This is a genomic window from Duganella zoogloeoides (assembly GCF_034479515.1).
GTDB lineage: Bacteria > Pseudomonadota > Gammaproteobacteria > Burkholderiales > Burkholderiaceae_D > Rugamonas > Rugamonas zoogloeoides.
The window spans coordinates 2,224,915-2,250,575 of the sequence record NZ_CP140152.1 but is presented as its reverse complement, the minus strand read 5'-3'; the positions used below and the strand labels follow the sequence as shown (position 1 = coordinate 2,250,575).

27 protein-coding genes and 2 pseudogenes are annotated in these 25,661 nt (G+C 65.0%); 2 read left to right on the top strand and 27 right to left on the bottom strand.

Going from position 1 to position 25,661, the window contains the following annotated elements:
• Nucleotides 1-2: 2 nt before the first annotated feature.
• The 21 genes and pseudogenes from SR858_RS09975 to SR858_RS09875 all read right to left on the bottom strand — a co-directional run bounded on the left by SR858_RS09975 (nt 3) and on the right by SR858_RS09875 (nt 20,009).
• Nucleotides 3-1,256: a beta-ketoacyl synthase N-terminal-like domain-containing protein gene (locus tag SR858_RS09975; protein ID WP_019920631.1), complete on the bottom strand. Its 1,254-nt coding sequence runs from the start codon at nt 1,254-1,256 to the stop codon at nt 3-5.
• Nucleotides 1,240-1,503 carry an acyl carrier protein gene (locus SR858_RS09970; protein WP_019920630.1) on the bottom strand — a complete coding sequence of 88 codons (264 nt, stop codon included), beginning with the start codon at nt 1,501-1,503 and terminating at the stop codon, nt 1,240-1,242. The genes SR858_RS09975 and SR858_RS09970 overlap by 17 nt, the downstream gene beginning before the upstream one ends.
• A gap of 33 nt (nt 1,504-1,536) precedes the next feature.
• Nucleotides 1,537-2,310 (bottom strand): hypothetical protein, encoded by a 774-nt coding sequence (locus SR858_RS09965; protein WP_019920629.1) that lies wholly within the window; start codon nt 2,308-2,310, stop codon nt 1,537-1,539.
• Nucleotides 2,311-2,342: 32 nt separating this feature from the next.
• Nucleotides 2,343-4,319, bottom strand: coding sequence for a type I polyketide synthase (locus SR858_RS09960; RefSeq protein WP_019920628.1), 1,977 nt, complete (start codon nt 4,317-4,319; stop codon nt 2,343-2,345).
• A gap of 25 nt (nt 4,320-4,344) precedes the next feature.
• A complete protein-coding gene (fabD, locus tag SR858_RS09955) occupies nt 4,345-5,406 on the bottom strand; it encodes an ACP S-malonyltransferase (RefSeq protein WP_019920627.1) in 1,062 nt (353 codons plus the stop codon).
• Nucleotides 5,403-6,185: an enoyl-CoA hydratase/isomerase gene (locus SR858_RS09950; protein WP_019920626.1), complete on the bottom strand. Its 783-nt coding sequence runs from the start codon at nt 6,183-6,185 to the stop codon at nt 5,403-5,405. The genes fabD and SR858_RS09950 overlap by 4 nt, the downstream gene beginning before the upstream one ends.
• Complete coding sequence (locus SR858_RS09945; protein ID WP_026637067.1) at nt 6,173-7,423, bottom strand: hydroxymethylglutaryl-CoA synthase family protein; 1,251 nt, start codon at nt 7,421-7,423, stop codon at nt 6,173-6,175. The genes SR858_RS09950 and SR858_RS09945 overlap by 13 nt, the downstream gene beginning before the upstream one ends.
• 12 nt (nt 7,424-7,435) lie before the next feature.
• Nucleotides 7,436-8,896 carry a PfaD family polyunsaturated fatty acid/polyketide biosynthesis protein gene (locus SR858_RS09940; protein WP_019920624.1) on the bottom strand — a complete coding sequence of 487 codons (1,461 nt, stop codon included), beginning with the start codon at nt 8,894-8,896 and terminating at the stop codon, nt 7,436-7,438.
• 274 nt (nt 8,897-9,170) lie between these two features.
• On the bottom strand, nt 9,171-9,392 hold the full coding sequence (locus tag SR858_RS09935) for a hypothetical protein (RefSeq protein ID WP_019920623.1): 222 nt from the start codon (nt 9,390-9,392) through the stop codon (nt 9,171-9,173).
• 43 nt (nt 9,393-9,435) lie between these two features.
• On the bottom strand, nt 9,436-10,326 hold the full coding sequence (locus SR858_RS09930) for an STM4011 family radical SAM protein (protein ID WP_019920622.1): 891 nt from the start codon (nt 10,324-10,326) through the stop codon (nt 9,436-9,438).
• Nucleotides 10,320-11,699: an STM4012 family radical SAM protein gene (locus SR858_RS09925; protein ID WP_019920621.1), complete on the bottom strand. Its 1,380-nt coding sequence runs from the start codon at nt 11,697-11,699 to the stop codon at nt 10,320-10,322. Before SR858_RS09925 ends, SR858_RS09930 begins: the two co-directional genes overlap by 7 nt.
• On the bottom strand, nt 11,696-12,523 hold the full coding sequence (locus SR858_RS09920) for an STM4013/SEN3800 family hydrolase (protein WP_019920620.1): 828 nt from the start codon (nt 12,521-12,523) through the stop codon (nt 11,696-11,698). Before SR858_RS09920 ends, SR858_RS09925 begins: the two co-directional genes overlap by 4 nt.
• Entirely contained in the window at nt 12,511-13,611 is a 1,101-nt protein-coding gene (locus tag SR858_RS09915; RefSeq protein WP_019920619.1) for an STM4014 family protein, read from the bottom strand. The genes SR858_RS09920 and SR858_RS09915 overlap by 13 nt, the downstream gene beginning before the upstream one ends.
• Before the next feature lie 15 nt (nt 13,612-13,626).
• Nucleotides 13,627-14,553: an STM4015 family protein gene (locus SR858_RS09910; RefSeq protein WP_019920618.1), complete on the bottom strand. Its 927-nt coding sequence runs from the start codon at nt 14,551-14,553 to the stop codon at nt 13,627-13,629.
• Between the two features lie 92 nt (nt 14,554-14,645).
• Nucleotides 14,646-14,879, bottom strand: a complete 234-nt coding sequence (locus SR858_RS09905) for a hypothetical protein (RefSeq protein ID WP_019920617.1) — start codon at nt 14,877-14,879, stop codon at nt 14,646-14,648.
• Nucleotides 14,880-15,124: 245 nt separating this feature from the next.
• Nucleotides 15,125-15,367 (bottom strand): annotated as a pseudogene (locus SR858_RS09900) (methyl-accepting chemotaxis sensory transducer); the annotation flags it as partial.
• A 301-nt stretch (nt 15,368-15,668) separates the two neighbouring features.
• The gene (locus SR858_RS09895; protein WP_019920615.1) at nt 15,669-18,152 is read right to left on the bottom strand and encodes a TonB-dependent siderophore receptor; all 2,484 of its coding nucleotides are present in this window, start codon (nt 18,150-18,152) and stop codon (nt 15,669-15,671) included.
• Between the two features lie 90 nt (nt 18,153-18,242).
• Nucleotides 18,243-18,596, bottom strand: coding sequence for a FecR family protein (locus SR858_RS09890; RefSeq protein WP_026637065.1), 354 nt, complete (start codon nt 18,594-18,596; stop codon nt 18,243-18,245).
• On the bottom strand, nt 18,557-18,910 hold the full coding sequence (locus SR858_RS09885) for a DUF4880 domain-containing protein (RefSeq protein WP_026637064.1): 354 nt from the start codon (nt 18,908-18,910) through the stop codon (nt 18,557-18,559). The genes SR858_RS09890 and SR858_RS09885 overlap by 40 nt, the downstream gene beginning before the upstream one ends.
• Nucleotides 18,907-19,457 (bottom strand): annotated as a pseudogene (locus SR858_RS09880) (sigma-70 family RNA polymerase sigma factor). The gene SR858_RS09885 and the pseudogene SR858_RS09880 overlap by 4 nt, the downstream one beginning before the upstream one ends.
• Nucleotides 19,458-19,667: 210 nt before the next feature.
• Nucleotides 19,668-20,009 carry a hypothetical protein gene (locus SR858_RS09875; RefSeq protein ID WP_019920613.1) on the bottom strand — a complete coding sequence of 114 codons (342 nt, stop codon included), beginning with the start codon at nt 20,007-20,009 and terminating at the stop codon, nt 19,668-19,670.
• A 318-nt stretch (nt 20,010-20,327) separates the two neighbouring features.
• Here SR858_RS09875 and SR858_RS09870 point away from each other — a divergent pair, with 318 nt between their 5' ends.
• Nucleotides 20,328-20,498, top strand: a complete 171-nt coding sequence (locus tag SR858_RS09870) for a hypothetical protein (RefSeq protein ID WP_019920612.1) — start codon at nt 20,328-20,330, stop codon at nt 20,496-20,498.
• Between the two features lie 113 nt (nt 20,499-20,611).
• Here the strand turns inward: SR858_RS09870 and SR858_RS09865 are convergent, their stop codons facing one another.
• The 5 genes from SR858_RS09865 to SR858_RS09845 form a co-directional block, all read right to left on the bottom strand.
• The gene (locus SR858_RS09865; RefSeq protein ID WP_026637063.1) at nt 20,612-21,643 is read right to left on the bottom strand and encodes an SDR family oxidoreductase; all 1,032 of its coding nucleotides are present in this window, start codon (nt 21,641-21,643) and stop codon (nt 20,612-20,614) included.
• A 364-nt stretch (nt 21,644-22,007) separates the two neighbouring features.
• Nucleotides 22,008-22,469: a DUF6328 family protein gene (locus SR858_RS09860; protein ID WP_026637062.1), complete on the bottom strand. Its 462-nt coding sequence runs from the start codon at nt 22,467-22,469 to the stop codon at nt 22,008-22,010.
• Between the two features lie 60 nt (nt 22,470-22,529).
• Entirely contained in the window at nt 22,530-22,760 is a 231-nt protein-coding gene (locus tag SR858_RS09855; RefSeq protein ID WP_084669905.1) for a hypothetical protein, read from the bottom strand.
• Nucleotides 22,761-23,029: 269 nt separating this feature from the next.
• A complete protein-coding gene (locus SR858_RS09850; RefSeq protein WP_322534539.1) occupies nt 23,030-23,620 on the bottom strand; it encodes a hypothetical protein in 591 nt (196 codons plus the stop codon).
• 310 nt (nt 23,621-23,930) lie between these two features.
• Nucleotides 23,931-24,926 carry a patatin-like phospholipase family protein gene (locus SR858_RS09845; RefSeq protein WP_051120279.1) on the bottom strand — a complete coding sequence of 332 codons (996 nt, stop codon included), beginning with the start codon at nt 24,924-24,926 and terminating at the stop codon, nt 23,931-23,933.
• Between the two features lie 278 nt (nt 24,927-25,204).
• Here SR858_RS09845 and SR858_RS09840 point away from each other — a divergent pair, with 278 nt between their 5' ends.
• Nucleotides 25,205-25,384, top strand: coding sequence for a DUF3606 domain-containing protein (locus tag SR858_RS09840; protein ID WP_019920606.1), 180 nt, complete (start codon nt 25,205-25,207; stop codon nt 25,382-25,384).
• 18 nt (nt 25,385-25,402) lie between these two features.
• On the opposite strand, the gene SR858_RS09835 is transcribed toward SR858_RS09840, so the two are convergent.
• The gene (locus SR858_RS09835) at nt 25,403-25,654 is read right to left on the bottom strand and encodes a hypothetical protein (protein ID WP_019920605.1); all 252 of its coding nucleotides are present in this window, start codon (nt 25,652-25,654) and stop codon (nt 25,403-25,405) included.
• Between the last annotated feature and the right edge of the window lie 7 nt (nt 25,655-25,661).

Sequence of the window (25,661 nt, the reverse complement as noted above, 5' to 3'; positions counted from 1 at the left end):
CCTCACAAGCGCTGCCAGCACAGCGCCGAGTTGACGCCGCCAAAGCCGATGCTCACCGTGAGCGCGTGTTCGACGTCGCAGGCTTGCGCGGCCGTACCGACGAAATTCCAGCCGGCTTCCAGCGGCCGGTCCAGGTTGCGGCACGGGTGCAGCCGCCCGGAGCGCATCTGCAGCAGCGTCGCCACCACCTCCACCGCGCCGGCGGCCGCCAGGCCGTGGCCGGTGAGCGACTTGGTGGTGTTGAGCCAGGCGTGCGCCAGGCCGCTCTCGCGCAGCGCCAGCAATTCGGTCTCGTCGCCGATACGGGAGCCGCTGGCATGGGGATTGACGTAATCGATCTGCGCCGCCGTCAGCGCCGCGCGGCGCAGCGCGCGGCGGATGGAGAGGCACTCGCCGGCCAGCGATGGATTGGGATGGCGGTTGCCATCCACGTTGACCGCCCCACCCAGGCAGCGCGCATACGGCTGCACGCCGGCACGCTCGAACGCCGCGCCGCGCTCCACCCGCTCGACGACCACCGCGCCGCACGCCTCGCCAAAAATAAAACCGTCGCGATCGCGGTCGAACGGCCGGCAGGCCATCGCCGGTTCGCCGGCAAAGCGCGCGGAACCCATCGCCCCCATGGAACTCAACGCTTGCAGCTCCCAGTACGACAGGTCGGTCAAGGCGCCCAATGCGATGCAAGCGTCGGCCTGGCCCGCACGCACCGCCTCCACCGCCTGCAACACCGCCACCTGGCCGCTGGCCGACGCCGCGCCCAAGGTGTAGGCGAAGCCCCGGATATTGAACGCCTCGGTACACAGGCCGCATACATCGCTGTCGAGAAAAGTGTGGCCATAGGCCGGTGCGATGAACCACGGCTCGCCCGCCAGCGCGGCCTGCGCCAGCACCAGTTCGCGCTGCTGCACATTGCTGCCGCCGATAATCAGGCCGATGCGTTCGGGCCGCACCTGGTCGAGGCGTGCCTCGTGCCAGGCTTCGTGCAGCGCCGCCAACGCCGCGCGGCCGGCCAGGGACACGGTGCGCAAGCCCTTGCGCGGCATGGTTGCGCACAGTTGCAGGTCGGCGATTTCGGCGCCGATAAAGGGCGGCGCAACGGTTTCACCGTCGCCTGCGGGCAGCTGGCGCCCCGGGCGCCGCAGCACGCCGAACGCCTGGCGTCCGTCCAGCAAGGCGTCGAAAAACGCCTGCTTGCCCTGGCCGACGGCCGACACCACGCCCAGGCCGGTGACCACGGCGTCAGGCGACACGTGCACCCCGCTCCGCCAGCCGCTCCCACAGCAACTCGGCCAGTTCGCCCACGTTGCGCGGCTGCGCCAGCTCGATCAGCGGAATGCGCAGACCCAGCGTGGCCGTGGTGAGCATCAGGATTTCGGCGCGATCGATGGAATTGGCGCCCAGTTCGCGCAACGAGTCGGCGCTGCCCAGCGGCCGCGTGCCCAGGTCGGGCAGCACCTCGCGCGCGTGGCCGGCGATGATATCGACGATAGCTTGAGTTTCCACGTTGATTCCTCCTTGATTTTCAATAAGAGTGCTTCATGCCGAGATGACCGCCATTTCAGGGGAGCTGTACATCACTTCCCGCACCTTGATGCTGGCGTCCATCACGATCAGCGGCGTGACCAGTCGCCCGAGCCGGAAGTGGACCTTGCGCCGTTCGGTGATCAGCAGGCCGTCGCAGTTCTTGTACTCGTGCAGGAAGTTGGCGGCGCGCGCGACCGGCGAGCTCACCTCCGGACGGTAGTCGTGGCGCACCAGCAGGCCGGTGTCATCGAAATAGAAGGTCTCCTGCTTGCTGTGGGTGTGGGCGCCATCGGGATACTCGACATCGATGCGGGTGCGCCAGTCGCCGCTGCTGCGCCGCGCCAGCCCCACCACTTTCAACCCTGGCAGCGAAAACGGCAGCGAGGCGTAGTGCGTCATCGCATAGCCGAAAAAATAGACAGCATCGAGCACGGTCCATGGACGCCGCAGGCGCGAGACGCTGAGCATCTGCTGGCGGTGATTGTCGCTGTCGAAGACCGTCTCGCGCCCTCCCCCCACCATTGCCACGCGGCCGTTGTCGTACAGGCAGGAGCGTCCCGGCGCCGGATAGTCATGCAGCACCGCCTGGCCCTGGCGCGGCATCAGCGTGACCCGGTTAGGCAGCGGGAAATCGGCGTGCAGCCCGCGCCGGCGCATGGCCAGCCCGCCCATGGTGGTCACGTCGCAGACAATCCGATCGACCTGCTCGTAACGCGCCATGCCGCCATGACGCAGGATGGCCTGCTGGATCACCTGCCTGGCCTGTGCTTGCATATTGTTCGCCATATCAGTCCTTTCAGTGGTTGGGATTCGAGGTGTTACGTGGCGGGCGCGGTGCTGGTGGCGGTGGCAAGACCGGCACCCTGGCTGTCGGCGCCCTGGTTGACGCCCTGGTTGATGCCCTTGCTGATACGTGCTGCGCGTTTGGCCTTGCGCCGTCCGTGCAGCGCCGACAGGCCGGTGGCGCCGGTGACCCAGTACGGCCGGGGCGACAGCGGGTGACCGGGCAGCGACACCCTGCGCGCCGAACCTTCCGCACGCAGCAGCCGCCAGTCCACGGTGCCGCCGTCAACCCAGTGGCGGGCCAGTTCCGGCAAATGGCCCTCTCGTGCCCATGCATCGGCCTGGGCGCGGTCAGCGACTTCGGCGACGGCGCGACCGGTGGTGGTCATGGTGGCGTTGTTGGTGGCGTTGGCGCCAGTGATGACAGCGCTGCCGTCGAGGTGGCGTTGCAGTTCGCGCCGCAGCGTTTCGTGGCTGTCTGCCACCACTGCCAGCCTGCGATTGAACGGCGCACGGCCTGTTTGCAGGGTAAACGCGACATCGCTCAGCGCCGGCACCGGTCCATCCGCCAACACCTGCAACAGGTCGATGGCGCCCTGGCGCAGCGCAGCGTCGGTGCGGGCCGACAGCACGATCAGTTCCGGCTGTGCCGGTAGCTCCTGCCGCGCTGCCGGCAGGTACTCTTCCAGCACCAGGTGGGCGTTGACGCCGCTGAAACCGAAGTTGTTGATCGCCGCCCGGCGCGGCTGGATGATGCCAACCCGGTCCACCGGCGCCGGCCACGGTTGCGGCTCGGCGCTGAAAGCGAAGCGGCCGGCGGCCGCCGCCAGGTTGGCGTGTGGCCCCGCAAAGCCGGGTATGCCGGGCAAGGTGACGTGCCTGAAGGCCATCAGCACCTTGATGATGCCGGCGATGCCCGCCGCCGCTTCCAGGTGGCCAATGCTGGTCTTCACGCTGCCGATCGCGCACGAGCGCGCAGCCAATTCCACGCCTTGCGCCCTAGCCTGGCTGGCGTAGGCGCGGATCAGCGCATTCATCTCGATCGGATCGCCCTTGGGGGTGCCGGTGCCGTGGGCTTCGATGTAACCGATGGCGGCGGGAGACAATGCCGCGTCGCGCAGCGCCATTTCCACGCAGCGTGCCTGGGCAAATGGATTCGGGGATGTGACGGTGGCTACCTTGCCGCCATGGTTGACGGCCACGCCCTTCACCAGTCCATAGACCTTGTCGCCGTCGCGCAGCGCCTGGCGCAACGGCTTGAGCATGATCAGTCCTGCACCCTCGCCGCGCACGTAGCCGTCTGCGCCTTCGTCGAAGGAGCGGCACACGCCGCGCGGCGACAGCATGCCGGCCTTGGAGAACGAGATGAAGTGGGTGGGATTGAGCAGCACGCTCACGCCGCCCACCAGCGCCGCGCCGCAATCGCCGCGCCGCAGCGCGTGCACGGCTTCGGCCAGCGCCACCAGCGAGCTGGAACAGGCGGTGTCGAACGGGATGCTGGGGCCGCGCAGGTCGAATTCGTACGACACGCGGTTGGGGATCAGCGTGGTGTGCACGCCGGTGGACATATGGGCTTCGATGGCGGCCGGTGCCCGTTCGACCTGCATCTTGTAATCGAAATTGCACACGCCGAGATAGACGCCGGTATTGCTGCCGCGCAGGCTGGCGGGCGCATAGCCGGCGTCTTCGAAGCATGACCAGGCCAGTTCCAGCATGATGCGCTGCTGCGGGTCCATCAGCTCCGCTTCGCGCGGCGAAATGCGGAACAGCGCGGCGTCGAACTGGTCGATGTCGGCCATGAAGCCGCCCCATTTGCTGATGGTCTTGTTCTCGTCCTCGCGCCGGGTGGAATAATGCTGCTGCCAGCGCCAGCGGTCGGCCGGCACTTCGCCCACGCAAAACCGGCCATCGCGTTGCGCGCGCCAGAACGCTTCATAATCGCCCGCGCTGGGAAAGCGGCAAGCCATGCCGATGATTGCGATGTCATCAGGCGGATCGGTCAGCTCAGACACGTTAGCTCCTTGGGCAGCCGGCATATCAAGCCGGCTGCAGTTCGTCGAGGTCGAAATAGCCCTGGTAGCCGTCGAGGTACACGGCGGGGCGGTGCTGGAACAGCAACACGGCTTCGGTGCGGGTGGCCAGTACGGCGCCGGCGACGATGGCCGAACGCACGCGCGTGCCCACCGGGTGGCGCAAATTCCAGTCGCGCACGCGCTCGTGGACGGTGGCGGCTGGCGCGGACACCGGCGCCACCTGCCGCTCGCTGCGGATTTTCTTGAGCAGGTTGGTCAGCACTTCGCCGTGGCCCAATTCCACCATCTGCTGGCCGGGGTCCAGCGCCAGCAGGTAGGCGATGGATTCATTCCAGCGCACAGTGCCCGTGAGCTGGCGCGCCAGGTTGGCTGCCACCGCGCCGGGCTGGTACGGCTGCGCGGTGACGTTGGCGATCACGGGAATGGCCGGCGCGCGGAAGTCGAAGCTGGCGAGGAAGGCCTCGAACTGCTGGCGCGCCGGTTCCATCAGGCGCGAGTGGAAGGCGCCGCTGGTGTTGAGCGGGATGCAGCGCCCCTTCCCGGCTTCCAACAATGGCGCGGCCCGGGCAATTTGCTCGCGCGCGCCCGAGATCACCGTTTGCGACGGCGCATTGAGGTTGGCGATGTCGATCTGGTCGAGCCCATGGTCGCGCAGGATGGCTTCGATGTCGGCCGCGTCCAGGTTCAGCACGGCCGCCATGGCGCCGTCGGCTGCCTCGCTCATGAGCTCCGCGCGCCTGCGCACCAGCCGTAGGCCGGTCTCGAAGCCGAACGATTCGGCGGCCAGCAATGCGTTGAATTCGCCCAGGCTATGACCGGCCACGAAATCGGGCTTGCCGTGGCTGGCCAGGTGCTCGTACCACGCCAGCGCGCTCACCACGAAAATTGCCGGCTGGGTGTAAAGCGTTTGATTGAGCTGCTGGCGCGGATCATCGACGCACAGTTCACGGATCGAGTAGCCCAGAACCTGGTCCGCCTGCGCGGTCAGATCGGGAAACCGCTCGAACAGGTGGCGGCCCATGCCTTTCGCTTGCGAGCCCTGGCCTGGGAACAGACAGGTTTTCATACGACCTCCCATGGAAATTGGCCGGTGGCGGCGTAGCGCGCCAGCTTGTCGTGCGTGGCCGGATCGGAAAACAGTTCGGCGTTGGCAGCCACCGCCTTGTCGCGGGCAGCTTCGAGGCCACCATCGAGGCTGGCGGCGTAACGCTTGTAACGGGCGATGGCGTCGCGCGGCAACAGCCGCAAACGCAGCAGGTGCATGCGCAATAGATTGGCGCTGTCGGCGGCGGTAGAGTCGGCCAGCCCCCACGCTGCCGCCTGCGGCGCGGACACCGCTTGTGTCATCAGGATCATGGCGTGGGCGCGGGCGCTGCCCACGCGTTCGATCAGAAACGGCAGCACGCAGGCGGGCATCAGCCCGAACAGCAGTTCGGGCAAGGCGAAGGTGGCGTCGTCCGCGCACAGCACCAGGTCGCAGGCGGCGACAAACCCCACTCCGCCCGCACTGACCTTGCCGCGCACATGCGCGATGCTGATGAACGGTCCGCGCTTGAGCCGCAGCCACAAGCCATACAGCGCCTCGGCGCTGCGCGCAGCGGCCTGGCGGTCGGGCCGGGACTGCGCCGCTTCATGCAGGTCGGCGCCCGGGCAGAAGACGTGCGGCAGGCCCTCGATTACCACCACCCGCGCCCACGCCGCGCAGTCGCGCAGCACCGCGCCGCATTCCGCCAGCAGGGCGCCGTTGATGGCGTTGCCGGCGTCGGGCCGGTGCAGCTGCAGGTAGCACACATCGCCATCGCGCCGGGTGACCACTGTGGCGCCTGCCGGCGCTAGGCCGCCCATGCATACTCCCGGTGGTAGTCCTGGATGCGGCGCAGGAACAGCGTGGCGCCCTGCCCGTCCGTTGGCGCCGGCGTATAACGTTCGGCCAGCGTGGCGTTGCGGGTGCCGAAGCGCACCACACCGCCGCCAGAGAGGATCTCGTCGTATTCGGCCATCGACAGGCGGTAGCGCTGGTCGAGCCGCCGGTCGATGTCCATGGTGCGCAGGCGCGCCTGGCCCGCGCTGGTGGCCACGCCGCTGAAGAACTCCGAGCAGCAGCCGGACCCGTACGAGAAGCAGCCCACCCGCTGCGGCGTGTCGAAGCGGCCGTTGGCGATGGTACTGGCCAGCGACACCATTGCCGCCGCGCCCATGGTGTTGCCCACGCGCTGGCAGTAGTCGAGGCCCGGCGCCACGCGGCGGTTGAAGTCCAGCTCGATCTCCGCCGATGCCGCCGGCGCCAGCTTGCGCATCAGGCTGCGGTGGGCGCCCTTGATCATGCCGCCGAACGGCGTGTGGAACGCCAGGTACTGGAACGAGCTGGCGTAGTCCGCCTGCGGCACGCGCTTGCGGTATTCGAGGTACGCGTTCTCGCAGCAGTCGAGGTACGACAGCAGTGACAGGTCGGCGTCGCCGGCCTCGCTGTCGGCCGACGGGCGGCAGGTATCCATCACCTCGTAGCCGTAGTAGCCGTTGGCGCCCACGTCAATCCGGAATACCTGCGGGTCTTCGCCCACCAGCATTGCCACCGCGCCGGCGCCGCCACTGGGTTCGGCAAACGACCAGTCCTGGTCGTGCGTGTCCTCGTCCATCAGGAAGCGGCTGATATCGGTGGCCACCACCAGCACCCGGGCGCCGGGCGAGGTTTGCGCGAGAATGAAATTGACCGCCATCTGCAAGCCGGCCACGCCAGAATAGCAGGCGTTCTTCAATTCGAACAGCCGGCAGTTGCGGTTCAGTCCCAGCAACTGGTGCACATAGGTGCTGAGCGACTTGCCGAAGTCGAACGACGACTCGGTGCAGGTGATGACCATCTCGATGCGGTCTTTTTCTTGCGGCGACAGCGCATCGACCAGCGGCCGCGCGGCGTTGACGGCAAAGGTGACCGGATCCTCGTTGGGCAGCGCCACGGTCTTTTCCAGCATCAGCAGGTTGTCGAAGCGGGCCAGGTCCAGCTGGCGGTGCCGCGCCAGCGCGCGCACATCGACGCAAGCCGTGCCGGCATAAACGTTCATCGCTTCTATTCCGACGTGTAGCATGTTCGCTTTCCTCTAGTTGGCGGTGAGCGCGGCCACGCGCTCGAGCATCAGGGCGCCCGCATCGAGCATCAGCTGGCGGCCGATGCGATCGACATGGCGTGCGCGCCAGCTCTCCAGCGGCGTGCCTTTCACGTAACGGTTGAATGCACCGAGCGCGGGGCCCGTGTGGATCTGGTAGTCGACGCGGTTGGCGGTGTCGCCATTGATGGCGGCGCGCATCGAGTGGCCGAAGTACCAGCGGAATACCAGCGCCATCTTGTGCTTCGGGTTGGTCTCGGCCTTGTCGACGTCGTCCTGGCGGCCGCGCGTGGCGAGAAAGGCCCGGGTTTCGCGCCATACGTCGTCGAGCGGCTTGCGGAAGTATTTTTCTTCGAGCTGCGTGCGCACGGCGGCCGGGATCTCGGCTAGCGATTCGTACTGGCTGTACAGCAGGTACAGGCGGTTGGCGCGCGCCGGGAAGAACACGCCCTTGCGCAGCACCTGCACCTTGGCCCCCATCTCGAACATGTCGCCGGCCGGTGCGTACGCCGTATCCTGGATGTCGATCTCCTGCAGCAGGTCCTTGACGGCATCGTTGGTGCCCGCCTCCACGGTGCACTGATTGATGGAGCCGGTCAGCACGAAATCCGCGCCCAGGATAAAGGCTGCGGCCACCGCCTCCGGCGTACCGATGCCGCCGGCCAGGCCCACCCGCAGCGAGCCGGGGTCACACCCCAGTTCGCGGCGCAGCCGCTGGATGGCCGACAGCAGCACCAATGCCACGCCCTGGTCGGTATGGCCGCCCGAATCGGCTTCCACGCAGATGTCGCTGGCCATGCTGACGTCGCGCGCCAGCCGTGCCTGCTGCTCGGTGACTGCACCTTCGGCCAGCAGCCGCGCGACGATGCGTTCGGGCGCCGGCTGCATGAACTCGCGCGCCACCTCGGGGCGCGACAGCTTGGCCAGTATCCTGTTGCGGCACACGACCGCACCATCCGGCCCTGCCTCCAGCCCTTGCAGGCGGTAATGCACCAGCGCGGGCGTGATCTGCATGAAGGCCGACGCTTCGATGGCGTGCACGCCCAGCTCCAGGTACAGCGCCACGGTGGCGCGCTCCATGGCATCATCGGCCACCTGCGCGATCAGGTTCATGCCCCACGCCTGGTGCGGCTCGAGCTGTTCGCGGATGGCGATAATGTCGGCACGGATCTGCTCCAGGCTCATGCCGCCGGTGCCGAGAAAACCGAGCAGTCCCGCGCGCCCCATCGCCACTACCATCTGCCGCGAGGCGATGCCGCGATACATGGCGCCGGACAGGTAGGCGTAGCGCAGGCCGTAATCGCGGCGGAACTGCGCGCTGCCGAGCCGCATGGCCACGGTATCGGCTTCATCGGCGCGCGTGGCGGGGTCTATGCAGTGCAACTGCGCGACTGCCGAAGGTTCGGCGAAGTCGGCGCGGTTGGCGCACGGCTGGTCGAGCGTGAGGTCTTCCATGGACATGCTCCTGCACACGCGCGGACATCGGCGTGGCGATGGTGAGGATCGGGTCGGAACGGCATGGCTGCGCCGGGACAGGCGCGGAATCTACAAGGGGAGTGATGCAGTGCGGCGGGAAATGACGCCGTGATTGCCACGGCTCCGCCCTTTCGCAAGGATGCGATAAGGACAATCGTATGCGAACGACATCAAGGCGTCAAGAACTGACTGGGGCTGTGTCGAAAAAACAAAAGACCGCCGGTGGGCGGCGGTCGTTGGCGTAAAGGGCCGCTCACAGCAGCGTGTAAGGCTCGCCCTCGTCTTCGGTATAGCGCACTGGTGCGAGCTGGTGGCTGGCGGCCAGTTCGGCCAGCGACGGCCCGGCTTCGTCTGGCAGCGCGATGTTTTCATGCTCGAACAGCCGCTCGAAAATCTGCGCTTCGGGCAGGCGCGCAGCGCTGGAAAACTCCAGCGGCTCGGACTTGTTTTGGTACCACACTCGATAAAATGGCATGCCAGTCTCCTCGGGGATTGATGACCCATTATGGCGCGTATTTCTATCGTGCGGACCTGGCCATTGGAAGTATGCGCGCCAACACCCCTTCCCCGAACACCCGCTGAAACGGCAAGTCCTTGCGCTGCGCATAGCCGATGTAGCAATCGCACTTGAAGCGCGGGCAGCTGCGTTCCTGCAGCAGATCCGCCAGCTCATGCTGGTACAAATTCCCCAGCACCTCGGGCACGAAATGGCAGCGCGTCAGCGTGCCGTCGCCGTCCACCGACAGTGCAGCCTCGCCCGCCAGGCAGCCCTTGCCGCGTGACGGCGCCGGGCGGCGGCTTTGTGCGAACCACGGGTCGATGGCGTCGAGCCAGGCCAGGTCGTCAGCCGCGTAGTAGCCGGGCCCGCGCCGATCGTACGCGTTCAACCAAAGATAGATGTGCGACGGCAGCGCCGCGCGCAGCGCGCGGATGGCGTCGTAGTGTTCACGCAGCGCCACCACGCCGACCGAGTAGCGTACACCAACGGCGTCGAGCCGCGCGCACCGCTCGACAAAGCGCGCCAGCGTGGTCTGGTCCGGGTGGTAGGTGCACCACAGGCCGATCTTGGCGCGGGAGGCTTCGTCCATGTCGGCCAGCCAGCTTAATGGGCCGGACAGGTTGGTTTGCAGCGCCACCTGGCGCACATTGGGCAGCGTGGCCAGGATATGCATGGCGGTGCGGTAATGGCGCCGCACCAGCGCTTCGCCCCACGGCGTAAACAATACGCTGATGGCGCGGTCCTGGGCAGCCACCCATTCGGTGAAGCGCCCTACCTCGCGCGCATCGCGCGCCAGCACGGCGCGGCTGTCCTGCTTTTTGGCGAACGGGCAGTAGTCGCAGGCGTAGTTACAGCTCGATAGCGTGCCCCGGTACAGCAGCGCCAGTGCCCCATCGGCCGCTGTCAGCACGCCTGTCCGCTTTCGGCCATCAGTGCACGCACGGTGTCCGACGCCAGCCACGGACCGATGGTGTCGGCGTAGGCGTAGCCCTGGTCGTTCAACCGCAGCAGCGGTCCGTCCCGCTCCACCAGTTCCAATGCAAACAGTTCGGCCAGCTGCGGCAGGTCGGCTTCGCAGGCGGTGCCGAAGCGCGCGGTGTAGGCGTCGCCATCGAGGCCCGGTTCGGTCAGCAGCGACTGGATCACGTAGCGGCGTTGCTGGTCTTGCACCTCGAGCAGGTAGCCATGTTCGGCCTGGGCGAAGCGCGCCTGGTCCAATGCCAGGTAGTTGTCGATGATGCCGATGGTCTCGGTGCGGGCCACCGCGTATTCGCTCGAGTAATGCAGTTGCGACGTGTACGAACGCGCGCCCGCGCCCAGGCCCACCATGCCGTCGTTCTGACAGCAGTAGGAAGGACCCGCATCGCTCGGTGCATGCGGCGCGCGGAACATGCGCATCGATACCTGCACATAGCCGCGCGCGCGCAGGTGGTCGCGGGCGGCCGCGTACAGGGCCAGCCGGCTGTCCCCATCGCTCGCCAGCATGATGGGGTCGAGGGTCTGTGCGCCCTGCCGGCGCGCCACCTTGCCCAGGCCCGTCTGCTCGCGCACGTATAGCGGATACAGGTAAATCTCTTCCGGCACGAACGCCAGTGCGCTGTCGATCGATGCCAGCAGACTGGCCACCGTCTGCCCCGCGATGCCGTAGATCAGGTCAAGATTCAGGGTCGGAAAGCCCGCCGCGCGGATCAAGCCGATGGCGTGATGCACGGTGGCGTTCTGCTGCGGACGCGCCAGTGCGCGCATCTCGCCGGCGGCAAAACTCTGGATGCCCAGGCTCACGCGGTCGATGCCGTGCGCACGACAGACAGCCAGCCGTTCGGCGGTGATGGTTTCGGGCGAGGCTTCGATGCCGGCCGGCGTGGCATGCAGATCGATGCCAAGGATATCGCGCGCGCCGCACAGCAAGGTATCGAGCTGCGCCGCAGATAAATACGTCGGCGTGCCGCCGCCGAGCGCGAAGCGGGCAAAGCTGCGCGCACCAAGCACTTCGTCCATCGCGCGCATTTGCACCAGCACCTGCTGCACGTAGCGCTCAACCATGTCGACACCGGGCCGCGCCATGGCGAACAGGTTGCAAAAGCCGCAGCGCATTTCGCAGAACGGAATGTGGATGTAGGCGAACAGCGCCGAGCGGTCCTGCTGCGCCCACAGCGGCGCGAGCGGTGTCGCCTGCGACAACGGGCGATACGCAGCCTTGTGCGGATAAGAATACGAATATGCCTGGTACGGCGTATGGCGCATGCGCTGCGCCAGGGTTCCCGGCTGTTCGGAGGTGTTCATGATGCGGCTCCTGTTGCTTGTGCGTCGATAAGTGCGGGGATGAAGAAGTGCGCATACGGCACGTTCCAGACGCTGTCGTGCGCCACGCGGTGGCCACGGTAACCGTCTTCGCCGTAAGCGCTGCCATGGTCGGAGCAGACCATCGCAAAGGTGGGCGCGCGCGCGGCGCAGGCGTCGAACAACGGCGCCAGCGCCTGGTCGACGTAGCGCAAGGCGGCCGCGTGGCTTTCCAGGTTGTCGGCGCGGCAGCCCGGCAGATACGCGCGATTGGGCGTGTGCAGTGCGGCCACGTTGATGAACAAAAAGGTGCGGCAGCTGTTCTGCGCCAGCAGATCGCGCGCCAGCGCCACCTGCTTTTCGGTGGAGTGGCGGCTGGCTACGCCCATGCCGGCGCTCCAGTAACTTTCCTGGAACAGCGCCGGCAGCACGCTGCCCAGCGCCGTCTGCTTGTTGAAAAAGCCGACGCCGCCGATGCAGATGGTGCGGTAGCCGCGCGCCGCCAGCGCCTCGGGAATGCTCGCCTGCTCGAAAGCGAACGTGCGTGCCGACGTGGTCTCGCTGCCGGCAAAGGCGCTGGCGAACAGGCGCGGGTGGCGGCCCGGCGCCGCCGGCGTGGGCAGGAAACCGGCAAAAAATGCCTGGTGCGCGGCATAGGTAAACGTGGCGGGCGAGTGGCGTCGCTCCCAGCCGGTGGCTGGCAAAAAGCGGCCCAGCACCGGCAGCTCACCGGCCTCGAACAGCGCTTGCGCCACGTCGTAGCGCAAGGTATCGAGCGTGATGAAGACGATGTCGTGACTGCCCACGACCAGGTTCATGTCCGGCATGGGGACAGCTCCTGCAGTTGCGCCGCATAGGTATCGCGCTGCTGCCACAACAGTCCGGGCAGCAGGTCGCCGAAAGCGTTCGCCTCCAGCACGTGGGTTTGGCCCCGGTGCACCACCAGGTCGTACCCGGCCACGCCGCTGCCAGGAAACGCCCGCGCCGCCTTCTGCACGGTGGCCTCCAGCGAAGCCATATCGGCAGCGTGGAGCAGCGTGGCAGCGTCGCCGCGCTGGTTGTCGAGGTGCAGATTGGTCATCATCTGCGTGCCCAGGCGCGCTACCCGGTGCGCGGGCCGGCCGCCGATGGCGACCACGCGCAGGTCGTAATGGCTGTCGCCGCAGCGCGGCTTGTCGAGCCACGCCTCCGCGTACAGTTCCTGCGCGGCCAGGGCATCGACCAGCGCGGCGATATCGGCGGTGCGCTCGTGGCGCACGATGCGCTTGTCATTGAACAGGCATATGCCGCCGTTCGCGTGCACAACGCGGGCCGAGGTAGTGGCCTGCTGGCGCCCTGCCCGGTTGCGCCGGTAGGCCACCACGCCGGAGGCGGAGGAACCGTAGCGCGGTTTGAGGTACAGGCGATCGAGGTCGTGTTCAGATAGCAGCGCTTGCAGGTGGTCGTAGCCGTCCACGCGCCCCAGCAGGGCCGGCGTGGGCACGCCGTGTTCATGAAAATGGTGCTGGCACGCCAGCTTGTCGGTCATCAGCGAGATCTCGCCGGGGGCGTTGACCACGCTGGCGGCTTGCAGGTCCACCAACTGCTTCGACAGTCGCGCCATGGCGTTGGAAAAACCGGCAAACCAGGCGTCCATCGCCAGCAATTCGCCGTGTTCGGGCGCACGCGGGGCCGGCCGGTCCAGCAGGCGGCAACCGTCGCGCAGCAGGTGCAGGTGCGCGGCGGGATCGTCGCCGGGCGGTTCGATCTTGAACAGGCATTGCTGATCGAGCGCCTGTTCCAGCAACGACGGCAAGTTCAGCCAGTCGCGCCATTCCAGAATGCGCGCTGGCGACATACCCAGCTGCGCGCGCGCCGCCTGCAGCAGCCGCACACGCTTGCTGCCGGCTGTTGCCAGCACGACCATCGCGGTCATGGGACGTACCAACGATTATTCGCCGACGGCGACGTAGCGATGGCCCTCGCCGTCATACTGGTCCTCTTCCTGGGGATCGGCCAGCACGACATCGAACGGCAAGGCACGGAGCTTGTCCTGGTTCGCTGGCGAGATGTAGTGGTGGGACAGGTCCAGGCGTTTGAGGTTGCCGAGTTGCGTACCATTGAGCAGCGCCTCGGCGCCCGCGTCGCCGATGGTGCCAAGCGACAGGTCCAGCGTGGTGACGGTGGCGAGCAAAGGCTCGTTGGCCAGCCACGCAGCCAGGTCGTCGGCGATCTCCGAATCGCGCAGGCCCAGGTAGCGCAAGGTGGGCGTGGCCAGTTGCGCCAGCACTTGCTGGTACAGCGCCACATCGCCAGAGAAGCCGTAATCGTCGGCGCCCAGCCACAGTTCCAGGTGTTCCAGGTTGGGCATGCTGGACGCAGCCAGCGCTTGCGCGATCTTCTGGTCCAGGCCACCGGATTCGATGGTGAACTTGCGCAGGTTCTGGTGGGCGAACGGCTCGATGGTCAGCTCGTTGCCGCCGCGGATGCGCAGCTCTTCCAGCTGCGGGAAAGCGTCGAGCAGCGGCTTGTAATTGCCCTGCACGATCCACGAAATTTCGCATTCCTCGTACGTCATGTCGCCGATGAACAGCGCGCGCAGCGCGGGCAGCTGCGGCGCATGGCTAACCAGCGCGGCGATCACCGCATCGGCGCCCGCTTCGTAAGGCTCGCCCCACATGCCGATCACCAGCGCCTCCAGCGTGGCCTTGTCGGCCCGCGCCAGGAAGCTGTCGATCAGCTCCGGCATCTTGCGCGTGTCGTCGTAGTCCAGCGCCAGGCGATAGACCACGTCGGGCGACGGATCGAAAGCGCTGTCGGGATCGTACTGCACGACTGTTTTATTGCGGAAGGTGGTGGTGCTGTCGGAAATCGTCATCGCTTGGGCTCCGTGGCGGACTGGTGGGGCCTGGCGCTGGAGGTCGTACTGCGGCCTGCCAGGATTACCAGGCCTGGAAATCTTGTTTATTCCTAAATCTTAGCATGGATGGCATAGAGCATCACGTCCGCTCCCGGCGGCAGCTGATGCTCGCCTGGCAAGTCGTAGCTGAGGTTGGCGATATGGATGTCGCCCCGCGAAGCCGCCGGGTACGGGTAACCGAATGCGCCCGGCATCACGCAGCTGTTCGGATCGAGCCCGCCGTAGGTCTGGTCGGCACCGTGACTGGTGCCGTAGCTGTAGCGCAGCGCAGCGCGACGGTCCATGGTCCGCGCCCGCCCCCGGTCTGGGTTCGGACGCAGCCCACGCCGGGCCGGCCGGCACGCATAGCACGTCCAGCGATACGGCAGCAAGCAGCGCTGCGCTACCACCGTGGGCAAATTTCATCGACATGATGCTTCCCCCCTGCGCCACGCGGCGCGCCAGTTGTTTTGTATCGTTTCCACCGTTGCGCATTGCCGCGCGAGCGGCCACCCGTGCCGATGGCGAACTGGCAACGCCGCCGGCACGATCACGGCACGGATTGGCCCAGCAGCAAAAGCGCCTGCCGGCCCTGCGGCAGCTTGAAGCCGGCAACCACTTCCGCCAGTGCGCTGGCCTGCTGCTGCAGCGACTGCGCGGCGGCGGCAGCCTGCTCGACCAGGGCCGCATTCTGCTGGGTGTTTTCGTCCATTTGCGTGACGGCGATCCCGACTTCGACGATGCCGCTGCTTTGCTCGCGGCTGGCGCCGCTGATCTGGTTGACGATGGCCGTGGTGAGCGCCGCCGTGGCGTCGGCGCGGTCCACCGCCGTGAGCAGGATCGAGCTCGAACCCTCGATCTTGGCGGCTTGAGGGTCAGCTCCTTGCGCGCATGGGCCAGGATGGTGTTGCTGGCGCCATCGATGAGCGCGGCAAAACTCTCGTCAGCGGGATGAATGCCGTTGCCCAGCTTGACGACGGAGGTCAGCTTGGCATCGGCCGGCACCACCGCCGCGATGTCGCCGCCCTCCTTGACAAAGACGGGGTCGACGAAACTGACATACAGGTCGCCGGTACCGGCGTCGGCATAGGCCGTCAGAACCGCAGTTTAAGGTTCAGGGCCACGCTGCGCGGCGCGCCGTACACGCCGGCATACCACCAGTCCGATACCGAGGCGATGTATCGCTGGTCGAACACATTGGCGACAGTGAGCGTGGCGGCCAGTCGGGGATCGACGTCGAAACGCGCCATCAGGTCCGCCACGGCAAACGATTTCTGCTCCCAATCCAGGTCGCGGCCGATCTGCCAGGCGTTGACGGTGGAATACGTCTTGCCCTGCCAGTTCACGCCGCCGCCCACGGTCAGGCTTCGCCAGGCGCCGGACAGGCGGTACGTGGTCCACAGCTTGACCATCTGGCGCGGGAACGTGGTATTGATGCGATCACCCTTGGCATTCTTGGTCTGGCTGTAGGTCCACGACGCAGCGACGTTCCAGTCGGGCGTGATGGCGCCCGACATTTCCAGGTCCGCGCCCGAGGTGCGGGCGCCGTTGACAGCGCGGTACGCAGCGGTGCTGCCGGTGCCGGGCACGGTGTAGCCGGCATCGGCCTCGGCCAGGTTGTCCTGGCGGATCTGGTAGAGCGCGGCCGACGTGTTCACGCGACCGCCCAGCCACGCACTTTTCAGGCCTGCTTCGAAATTGGCCCCCTCGGTCGGATCGAGCGCCGCGCCGTTCCGGTCGCGCACCGTCTGCGGCCGGTAAATGGTCGCATAACTGGCATATACACTGTGGATACCGTCGATGTCGTATACCAGGCCGCCATAGGGTGTGACGACGCCGTCCTCCGAACTGTCGGTGGCATAGCGGCCGCCCGCCCATTGTTCGGCAAAGTGGTAGTCGTGCGAGAAGATCCGCGCGCCCGCGATCAGTTTGAAACGCTCGCCCAGCTGCAGGCGGGTCGCCCCGTACAGGCTGGACTGGCGCATCACGTAGGCGCCGACGACCGGCGCGGCGCCATACTGCGCCGAACCGGACCGGTCCCAGGTAAACAGGTTGGCGGCGGTGCCGTTGACGCCATTGCTGGCGTTGGTCGCCGTGATCGGCTGTTTGTAATCCCCGTACGTGGCGCCGAGCACTGCTTCGTGCTGGCGGCCGAACACGGTAAACGGCCCACGCACGTTGACGTCCACGCTATCTTGGCGGATATGTCCATCGCGCTGGGATGCGTTGAGCACAATCCCGTCGCCTGCCTGGTTGGCGAAACTGCTGTTAAACCGCAGGAATATCCGGCCGTCCTCGTGGGTGGAACGCGCGTGGCTGGCAGACAGTTTCAGTTGCCAGTCACCGCCCAGTTGCTGGTCCAGCGCCGCGAATGCCTTGGTCGAATCGAGTCGCAGCCAGTTGTCGCGGCTGGCAGCGGTAAACGACACCGGCAGATCCGTGCGCGTGCCATCGCGGTACCATAGCGGAAAGCCCACGTACGCGCCCTGCCCCCTGACCCGCGTGCGCTCATGCTCGAAGCCTGCCGTCAGGCGGGTGGTGGCGCCAAGGTCGGCCTCCACCACGCCATACACGATCCCCTTCTTCCTGCCGTAATTGTCGATGTAGCTGTCGCCGTCCTGGGCTACCGCGATCAACCGGCCGCGCACGGTGCGGGCGTCATTAAGCGGCCCGGAGATGTCGGCTGCGCCACGCTTGCCGTGCCACGAACCGATGCCCGCTTCTACCGAACGCTGAAACACGGCGGTGGGCTTCTTGCGCACCATGTTGATGGTTCCGGACGGGTCGCCGGAGCCGGTCACCAGCCCGGAGGCGCCCCGCAGCACCTCGATGCGGTCGTACAGCGCCATGTCGGCCAGGGTGGATGCAGGCACCGCCCCGCCGCCCAGCACCTCCACATAGGTGTTCAACCCATCGAACTGGTAATTGCTGAACGCATAGCCGCGCGCACTGGCATTACCGAGCTCGCTGACCAGTGAACCTGTGCGCACGCCGGGAACTTGCGCCAGCGCCTGCTGGATCGTGGTCAGTCCCTGGTCTTCTAGACGCTGGCTGGTCATCACGCTGACCGACTGCGGCGTCTCTCGCAACGTCAATCCGAGCGGCGTGGCGGTGGTAAGGACCGCCGCCGATACATACGAACCGGTTCCCTCGGTGGGCACGTCACGCTCCGCCTGTGCGGTAACCGTCACCGGCGCCAGCGTGGCGGCAAGGCGGTCGACAGCCGGCGCGGCGCGCAGCACCCACACGCTGCCGCCCGCATCCACGGCCTCGAGCCCGCTGCCGGCCAGCAGCACGGCCAACCCTTCGGCCACGGTGACCTGGGCGTGCAGGCCCGGGGTGCTGCGCCCGGCCACCTGCGCCGGCAGCATTTGCACGCTGATGCCGGCGCTGGCGGCAAAACTGGCCAGGGCTTCGTCGAGCGGGCCGGCGGGCACCTGGTAGCTGGCGACGGCCGGCGCGGCCAGCGCCGGCAACGGCGCCACGGCCGTGCCGACGGCCAGCGCCATGACGGCGGCGCGCAGGCATTGATTGAAATGGTTCAGGCGCGGTTGCTGCGGAAGTTGCTGTTTGCTCATGCGTGGAGATCCTTGTCGTGATGGGGTGTCACTACCGATGACACGCAACCCACGCAAAGGTGACAGACTATTCGATTATTTTTTTGATGCTCAGGCCTGCCCGCGCGGCACGATGGTTACCCAGTACCGCGTGCGGTATACCACGCTGACCGGCAAGGTGCGCGGCAATGCCGCCAGCACCGCGTCGATCCGGTTCAACTGGAACGCGCCGCTGATGCGCAAACGCGCCACCGCCGGATCGCAACGCAGCAGGCCGCGCCGGTAGCGTCCCAGGTCGGCCACCAGACTATCGAGCGGCAGGTCCCGCGCGAGCAGCCTGCCGCGCGTCCATGCATCGGCATGGCGGCCGGCGGCCACCGGCGCCTCGATGGCGTCCGCATCGAAGCGGGACTGCTGGCCGGCCCTCAGCACCTGGCGGGCCGCGCCGGCACCGGCCGGCGCCATACAACGTAACCGGCCGGCGCAGCGGTCATCAGCAAGAGCAAGGTCTGGATGCCGGCGCGGCGCGCATGGCGGCGATCGCGGCCCAGTGTTCGCATGGCCAGGCCCGCCGCCACCGTGCCAAATTTTTGTTGCACGCTCTCGGCCCGCTGCCAGGCCCGTTCATGTTCGGGGCTGGCCGCGCGCCAGCGCCGGCACGCGTCGATATCGGCCGGTGTGGCGTCGCCACAGTGCAGCAACATCAGCCAGTGCGCTGCGCGGCGCGCCACGCGGCGCTCGAGCGGCGCCCGGTCGCTGCTGGAAACAGTGATGCTCATGCGGCCAGCAAGATGCACTCTTCGAATACCATCGCCATGTAGCGCTTGACCGTGCGCACGTGCACCTGCAAGCGCGCGGCGATGTCGTCGTAAGCCATGCCCTCGAACTGCGCCAGCAGGAATGCAGTGCGTGCCTTGGCCGGCAAGGCGTCCAGCATGGCATCGATTTCGTGCAGCGTTTGCAGCGTCAGCAATTGCTGTTCCGGTGACGGCGCGTGGGGTTCAGGCACCTGCGCCAGCGCCTCGAGGTAGGCGCGTCGAGCGACAGGCGGCGGTAATGGTTGAGCAGCAGGCGGCTGGCGACGGTGGTCAGGTAGGCGCGCGGTTCGCGCAGCGCAGGCAGTAGCTGCTGGGCACGATTACATCCGTCCGCGCGCGGCGTAATCAATACGCGCAGGAACGTGTCTTGCGCCAGGTCGGCAGCATGATGACCACAGCCGAGCTTTTTACGCAGCCATCCGAGCAGCCAGCCGTGGTGCTGACCATAAAAGGTGCCGGCATCGGGCGGCCATGCAGGACCGGCGCGGTGAATGGAGATGAACGTCATGGCATGCATTTGCAAGCGACCGCATGCGGTGAGCGACGACATGTGAATCGACACGAGTTTGCCAGACACCCGCGAGCCTTGCCCCACTCGCGCCGCGCGCTGGTGAACACATGCGAGAGCGGATTGAGCGCACGAATACGCCGGCCGAAAATTCCGTCAGAGCGGGTGGTGTCTGGCGGCAACCCAATCGTCAGGCTGGCCGCGGTCCAATTAGAAACTGCTTTTTGCTGCACCGTGCGCGGGATCGACATCTACAGCACCGCATTTTTCCAGGATGACGCTTGCCCGTTCACGCTCGGCGGCATCCGCGACGGTTACCGTCATCATGCACAAGTCTCCACGAGCGGCGGGCTTGAACACGTCCTCGTAGTCCGCACTACCCTTGACGGCGGGAGAGTCGCCCACATAAAAATTGCTTTCAGCGGGACCTGCTTCGTCGGTCGTTACGTTGACATCAATACCGTTTACGTCGAAACCGTCTGCCAGCAATTCAACACGGGCCGCTTCGGCAGCTTCGAAACTGGGCAGCATGCGGACGATTTGGCTGTTCATGATTTCTCCCAGGATGCAGTGGGGGCCACCTTACCATATTCCGATTGCGGACGACGCAGGCGACGTTGTGCGGCGCTCCGCATCGCCAGAACCCGGGTTATCTAAACTAAACTGCCTGTTTCCACCAAACGCACTAACGTCTTGCGCCACGCTTCTGCCTCATCTGGAAGGGCTTCCTGAAATGCTGGCGGAACGCCGGCGATGGCAACGGGAGGCGGGCGCGGAATCGCCACATACTGTGGCGAGCGTTCGCTGCCACACATCCAACCTACGACAAGGGGCGCAAGATAGCATCTCCTTTACCCCACGGAGTTCATCATGACCAAGCAAAAGTCAGGCGGTTCCAGCAAGCAGTCGTCAACCGAAAGCGGATCGAAGCAATCGGCGACGCCAGAGAAGTCCAAGACCGGCAAGGATGCTGAAAGCCACACCAAGGCGGCCGGCACCAAGACCGCTGGCGGCGGCGCCAAGCAAAGCCGCAAGCATTGACATCACGCCGGGAGGACGGCGGCCGGGTCACGGCTGGCGCCCTCTCATTTTGCTTCCTCTCATTTTGCTTCCTCTCATCCATCGCGCGTTGCTGCGGTCTTTGCAACAACCATTCATACCGATTCACGCTTTGCCTCACTCCCTGCAACCGCTAATACCCCGATAGCGACAGCACCGATCAGCAAGCCGATCCCGAGCGGTTTCCCCCTGGTTGTCAGGTAGGTGTAGGCAGAATGTTCGTGGACATTGCTGACATGGTCGCCAAGACGCTCACGCAGCCTGGGCCCGCTCGATGCGTACAGCGAGTCCTGCCGGCCGGGCGCTGAAGGCTCACCAGTGTTCTGCTGCTTAAACATGATCGCATTCATCAACTTGTCGAGTAAGCGCGGCATCAGGGTGCCCTCGGCCGAGATCATGCGCGCGGCGCCGCCCACGTAAATATCACGCCCGCCCGACTCGGCAGCGTAGAGAATTGCATCGGCAACCAGATCCGGGGCATACAATGGCGCCGGCAGCTCGGGTTCGTTCTCCATGTAGTTGCGCGCGTGCTTGGTGTACAGGGTGTCGATCCCCGCAGGCTTGATCAGCGTCAGCGAGACCGGCAGACCGTCTTTTTCCACTTCCATTCGCAAGGAATCGGTAAATCCCTTGACCGCATGCTTGGATGCCGAGTACATGCCTTGTAGCGGCACGGCCCGGTCGGACAATTCGCTGCCCAGGTTGATGATGGCGCCGCCACCTTCTCGCATCATGTCGAGCGCCACCAGCGAACCGTGCACCACTCCCCAGAAATTGGTCTGGAACAGCCGTTGCTGGTCCGCCAGCGGCACGTCCTGGTAACGGCCGTAGATGGATACGCCGGCGTTATTGACCCAGGTATCGATGCGACCGTAGCGTTGCATAGCCGCAAGCCCGAGCGCCTCCACCTCTCCGCGCACGCCCACATCGGTCGGCACAGCGATAGCATCAGCGCCCTGCGCACGCAGTTCGGCCACTAGTTGGTCAAGGGCGTCGCTGTCGCGGGCAGCCAGTACCAGGCCGGCGCCCCTGGCAGCAGCAGCGCGGGCGGTCGTCAGCCCGATGCCGCTGGTGGCGCCTGTAATGACGATGGCCTGCGAGCCAATTTTTTTCAATGGCTTAGTCATAGAATTTCCTCCAGTTTAGCGATGTCACTTGACCGCAGCGGCCAGCGTCCTGACCATTGCCAGGTGACGCGCGACGGTGGATTCGAGCTTAGCGGCCAATGCCTTGACGTCTGCGTCCTCGACGGCTGAAACATCGTTTTCAGCGTCGCATGAACGTTCGCAGGGTTGGCCACACCGGTACGCTTGGCAGAGGCCAGGTCGCAATTGGTTCCGGGTTTGGGCCTCTCTGGTCACCGAGTTTGAAGAACAAATGGCACGAGCTCTGTACGGCAGACCACCAAGACCCGGCTGGCTGAAACGACGTGTCGGACTGTCCATGAGCGCGCTCTGCCAGCCCGTTGCAAGTGCCCGGCCTAGAAAGCCGTCAGGAGGGCTGACCGTCGTGATCGAAGGAACGTCGCAGGAAAGGGATGGCAAACCACAGACCAATCAGGACCGTCGCGGTAGTCACCGCCACGGACACAGCGACAGCAGTCGACCGCGTAACGGCGAAGACCACGACATAAATATCAAGCGCCAACCCGACAGCAAGAGGAAGCAGCGCGGCGCAGATCAACCGGGAGGCAAGTGAAACGGTGGTGGTCGATACGCGATGCGGCTCCACGATCCGGTGCCAGGCGGCGGGCATCATGACCAGCGCAATCGCCGACACCACCGACAGCAGCGCCACCAGGTGCACCGCTTGGGTCGCCGATGGCAGCTCTGAAAACGCCTGATTGAACACCGCCACGGTCTGAAAGCCAAACAGCGCCTGTATGCCCGGCAGCACCATCCGCGCCTCCTCCAGCACATTGCGCAACTGATCTTTTAGCGAGTTTCTCTCCAACTACAATTCTCCCGGATCAAGCCGACCGACGCACGGCCGCCCCCTGGCCTACAGGCTGACTCACGACTTCCCGCGACGCGAAGCCGACCGGGCGCCCCGGCTCTTGCGGCGCGACGCCGAGCGCTGCGGCGCCCTGTGGCTATGTTTCGCTTCACCAGTCTGGGCGCGCTGTTTATTCACAATGCGCGCGGCCACCTCGTCTTCCCTTCCCGCATAGCGCCCCTCCTTCTTGAACTTGCGCTCGAGCTTTTTATACTCGCGTTCGCGCTTTGGATTTGCACCGGTTGGCATAGGCATCCCCTCGATAAAAGACTGTTGATATGCCTTCGCGATCACGGCCAGCGCACCTGGAAAACCGACCGAACGGTGAAGGAGGTTCTGATGATGCCTCGCATTGAGCGGTGAGTTGGTTAGCTTCCTCACTCATCACAACTGCAGGCTTCTTCGGCCACCACCAGCCCAGGCGACATGGGCGCACATTCCCTACCGTTTCGTACGCATGAGGAGCCGCGCACCAGGATGCAAGCGGCTGGACCGGATGCAAGCCAAGCGATATCCTTTCAGCTTTTCCTCGTTCCGGTGCCGTGGCCGGGGAAGACAGCATCGGAGGGCCTCGGAATTCGTCGACGCTCCTTTCGCAGCAGACGCAACATATCCTCCGCAAACACCTCCTCGAACATGCGGTGATCGCACTCCCAGACGCAAAACCAGGTTGACGGACTGCAGGTCGGCTGCGTCACTTCATCTGCACTTCCCACTACCAGCATTTCGCATTCATTATCCTCAAGTGTCACCAAGTCCCCCACCGCCAGTTGCGACATGTTCGGCCTCGCTATTTCCTGCTCCCCGGTACTTACCGTACAGCCACCCGGAGCTGATAATTTGTTTTCACCGACAGGCTCGCTGCCTGCTTTCGCTGCTCTGACTTGAGGAACAAGATGCAGGCTCGATAAAGCGTGGCGCAAGTCATCGATCCTTGCGTCAACATCCGTGCAGCAGACCTTTTTGGCAAGCCGATCGAGTTCCAGATTCAGAATCGTCAGTGAGACATCCCCGGCGCCGCAGATCCCAATTGTGTGCCGCCGGATATCTCGAAGGAATTGAACAATGGTTGGGTGCTTGCGCTCGTCCCATGCGGCAGGTGTTTTCATCCAGGCGAACACGGCTTCCTCAAGTGCGTCGAGAGACGGTGGGACACTTGACGGGCAATCTTCCGAAGGAAATAAAGAAGAAATGATCACGATGAAGACTAAAGAGTCGATGTGGAAATCGTACCGACTTTCGAAAAAGTTAGCAATAAATAACTATGTAAATTTCTCGGAAAACTTAGACACACTGATAGTGGAGTTAGAGTGGCTATCTGCGTATCGAAGGCTTGGCAGAGCACGGGGGCGAGCACATCAGTTTGATTGCAGATTGGCTTACGCTAACGAAGTGTCCGAGATGATTGGACTACAACAATTAGCCTCCGATCGCATCACGGTGCTGGCCCAGCCACGTATCGGCCGTGGCGGCGCCCAGTTCATGCAAGTGCAGCAAAAACGATAATTCACCGTTAAGTTTGCTGGAAATACTGTAGTCGGACAGCGAATCGAGCCCGGTGATCAGGTGCACGCGCGGCGCGCCCGGCACCATCTTGTTGCCGTTCATTTCGTCCGGAATGCCAAGACCGTTTTGTAAGGTGGTCAGCTCGCGTAAAAAGCTGATATTAAATGCGATCTCGTTGGCGCGATTGCCGATGTCGGCCATGCTGCGCGGTATCTGTGACCGCGAGACCGGGTTGTTCTGTACCACGATAACGTCGTTTGCCCCCAGTTGCAGAAATGGCGCCAGCGGAGGATTGGCCGTAAAGCTGCCATCCCAATACGTTTCGCCGTCGACCTCAACAGCGGCGAACACCGTAGGCAAGCACGCGGACGCCAGCACGCGCTGCGGGTCCAGCTCTTTGCGGATAAAGACGTGGCCGCCACCGGTACGTACATTGGTTGCGCCGACAAACAATTGCAGCTCTTCGCAGCGGCGCACACGGTCGAAATCGACCAATGCGCTCAACACGTTACGTAAAGGGTTTTGACTGACAGGCGTCTCCAGTACCGGGCCATGAAAAGCTGCGGCCATCTCCAGCAGATGATAGACCGGGGAATATTCCAGTGTCCAGTTCCCGGCCACCCTGTCAAGCGGCGTGCGGGCCATTGGACTCAGGGACATGGTCCGTCCCAGCGCCGTCCAGAAGCGCCTGAGCGCCTGCTGCGACCCCCTTCGTCCGCCGCCGAAAGCGTACCCATCGGCCATCACGACGGCATTGACTGCGCCCGAGCTGCTGCCGCTGATACTGTCGATCTTCAAATCGTCTTCGTCCAGTAATCTGTCGAGTACGCCCCACGTAAATGCACCATAAGTTCCAGCGCCCTGGAGCCCGAGACTGATCCGTTTGACACGTCGCGAAGTGTTCGTCATAAGAGCCATTTCTGCATTCGTTATAAATGGGAAGGACCCTGCCTCCTCTCGAGCGCTGGCCCCAGCACCGGTATGCCATCCGGCCCACTGCTTGCGGCTGCGAGGACGGCAAACCGGCCTGGCATACAACCATATCGAAAAACGGCAACCCGACGCGCGCAGTTCGAAAGCGGGACTGTAAACACTGATATCTGGCCTTTCAAGACCGGGCGTTAGACGATTAACAGAGAAAGCACCTCGATCGTGAAATTATTGAAGTCAACACAAAGGAGAACGACATGAGTGACGATTTAACGAAAACCGGAGTGCAGGATCGCACCCGAATCAATGTCAATGAACCGCACGAGGTGGCTTATTGGACCGGGGAACTGGGCGTGACGAAAGACCGCTTACAACAACTGGTGAAAGAAGCCGGCGTCAGCGTGAAGGCAGTAAGGGAAAGGCTGGCAGCTGGCTGAATCAGTTACGCTGGTTCATCAGGAAGCTGAAATGCCGGCTGATGCGTCAGCCTGTCTGGCGTATCCCTGCCGTACCATGATGGCAAAATGCTTCCAATACGCCAGGTGTTTCGCCAGCGATAGCTTCTTATTCTGCAGCATGCACAGGACGTCTCGCCATGACTTTCCAGTGATCGCAATCCGCAGCGCCTCGACCAGCGATGCCAGTTCCACGGTAGCGCAGTCGAGGTAATCAGGTTTCCTGGCCAGTGCGATCTGCCCATTGGGCATGACATAT

Coding starts and splice junctions, on each gene's coding strand:
- SR858_RS09945 (WP_026637067.1), bottom strand. CDS start 7,423: ATGCTACACGTCGGAATAGAAGCGATGAACGTTTATGCCGGCACGGCT.
- fabD (WP_019920627.1), bottom strand. CDS start 5,406: ATGAAAACCTGTCTGTTCCCAGGCCAGGGCTCGCAAGCGAAAGGCATG.
- SR858_RS09965 (WP_019920629.1), bottom strand. CDS start 2,310: ATGGCGAACAATATGCAAGCACAGGCCAGGCAGGTGATCCAGCAGGCC.
- SR858_RS09950 (WP_019920626.1), bottom strand. CDS start 6,185: ATGGGCGGCCTAGCGCCGGCAGGCGCCACAGTGGTCACCCGGCGCGAT.
- SR858_RS09905 (WP_019920617.1), bottom strand. CDS start 14,879: ATGGACCGTCGCGCTGCGCTGCGCTACAGCTACGGCACCAGTCACGGT.
- SR858_RS09920 (WP_019920620.1), bottom strand. CDS start 12,523: ATGCCGGACATGAACCTGGTCGTGGGCAGTCACGACATCGTCTTCATC.
- SR858_RS09870 (WP_019920612.1), top strand. CDS start 20,328: ATGACCAAGCAAAAGTCAGGCGGTTCCAGCAAGCAGTCGTCAACCGAA.
- SR858_RS09940 (WP_019920624.1), bottom strand. CDS start 8,896: ATGGAAGACCTCACGCTCGACCAGCCGTGCGCCAACCGCGCCGACTTC.
- SR858_RS09865 (WP_026637063.1), bottom strand. CDS start 21,643: ATGACTAAGCCATTGAAAAAAATTGGCTCGCAGGCCATCGTCATTACA.
- SR858_RS09915 (WP_019920619.1), bottom strand. CDS start 13,611: ATGACCGCGATGGTCGTGCTGGCAACAGCCGGCAGCAAGCGTGTGCGG.
- SR858_RS09925 (WP_019920621.1), bottom strand. CDS start 11,699: ATGAACACCTCCGAACAGCCGGGAACCCTGGCGCAGCGCATGCGCCAT.
- SR858_RS09840 (WP_019920606.1), top strand. CDS start 25,205: ATGAGTGACGATTTAACGAAAACCGGAGTGCAGGATCGCACCCGAATC.
- SR858_RS09835 (WP_019920605.1), bottom strand. CDS start 25,654: ATGCCCAATGGGCAGATCGCACTGGCCAGGAAACCTGATTACCTCGAC.
- SR858_RS09935 (WP_019920623.1), bottom strand. CDS start 9,392: ATGCCATTTTATCGAGTGTGGTACCAAAACAAGTCCGAGCCGCTGGAG.
- SR858_RS09845 (WP_051120279.1), bottom strand. CDS start 24,926: ATGACGAACACTTCGCGACGTGTCAAACGGATCAGTCTCGGGCTCCAG.
- SR858_RS09875 (WP_019920613.1), bottom strand. CDS start 20,009: ATGAACAGCCAAATCGTCCGCATGCTGCCCAGTTTCGAAGCTGCCGAA.
- SR858_RS09855 (WP_084669905.1), bottom strand. CDS start 22,760: ATGCCAACCGGTGCAAATCCAAAGCGCGAACGCGAGTATAAAAAGCTC.
- SR858_RS09850 (WP_322534539.1), bottom strand. CDS start 23,620: ATGAAAACACCTGCCGCATGGGACGAGCGCAAGCACCCAACCATTGTT.
- SR858_RS09890 (WP_026637065.1), bottom strand. CDS start 18,596: ATGGCGCCGGCCGGTGCCGGCGCGGCCCGCCAGGTGCTGAGGGCCGGC.
- SR858_RS09910 (WP_019920618.1), bottom strand. CDS start 14,553: ATGACGATTTCCGACAGCACCACCACCTTCCGCAATAAAACAGTCGTG.
- SR858_RS09885 (WP_026637064.1), bottom strand. CDS start 18,910: ATGAGCATCACTGTTTCCAGCAGCGACCGGGCGCCGCTCGAGCGCCGC.
- SR858_RS09895 (WP_019920615.1), bottom strand. CDS start 18,152: ATGAGCAAACAGCAACTTCCGCAGCAACCGCGCCTGAACCATTTCAAT.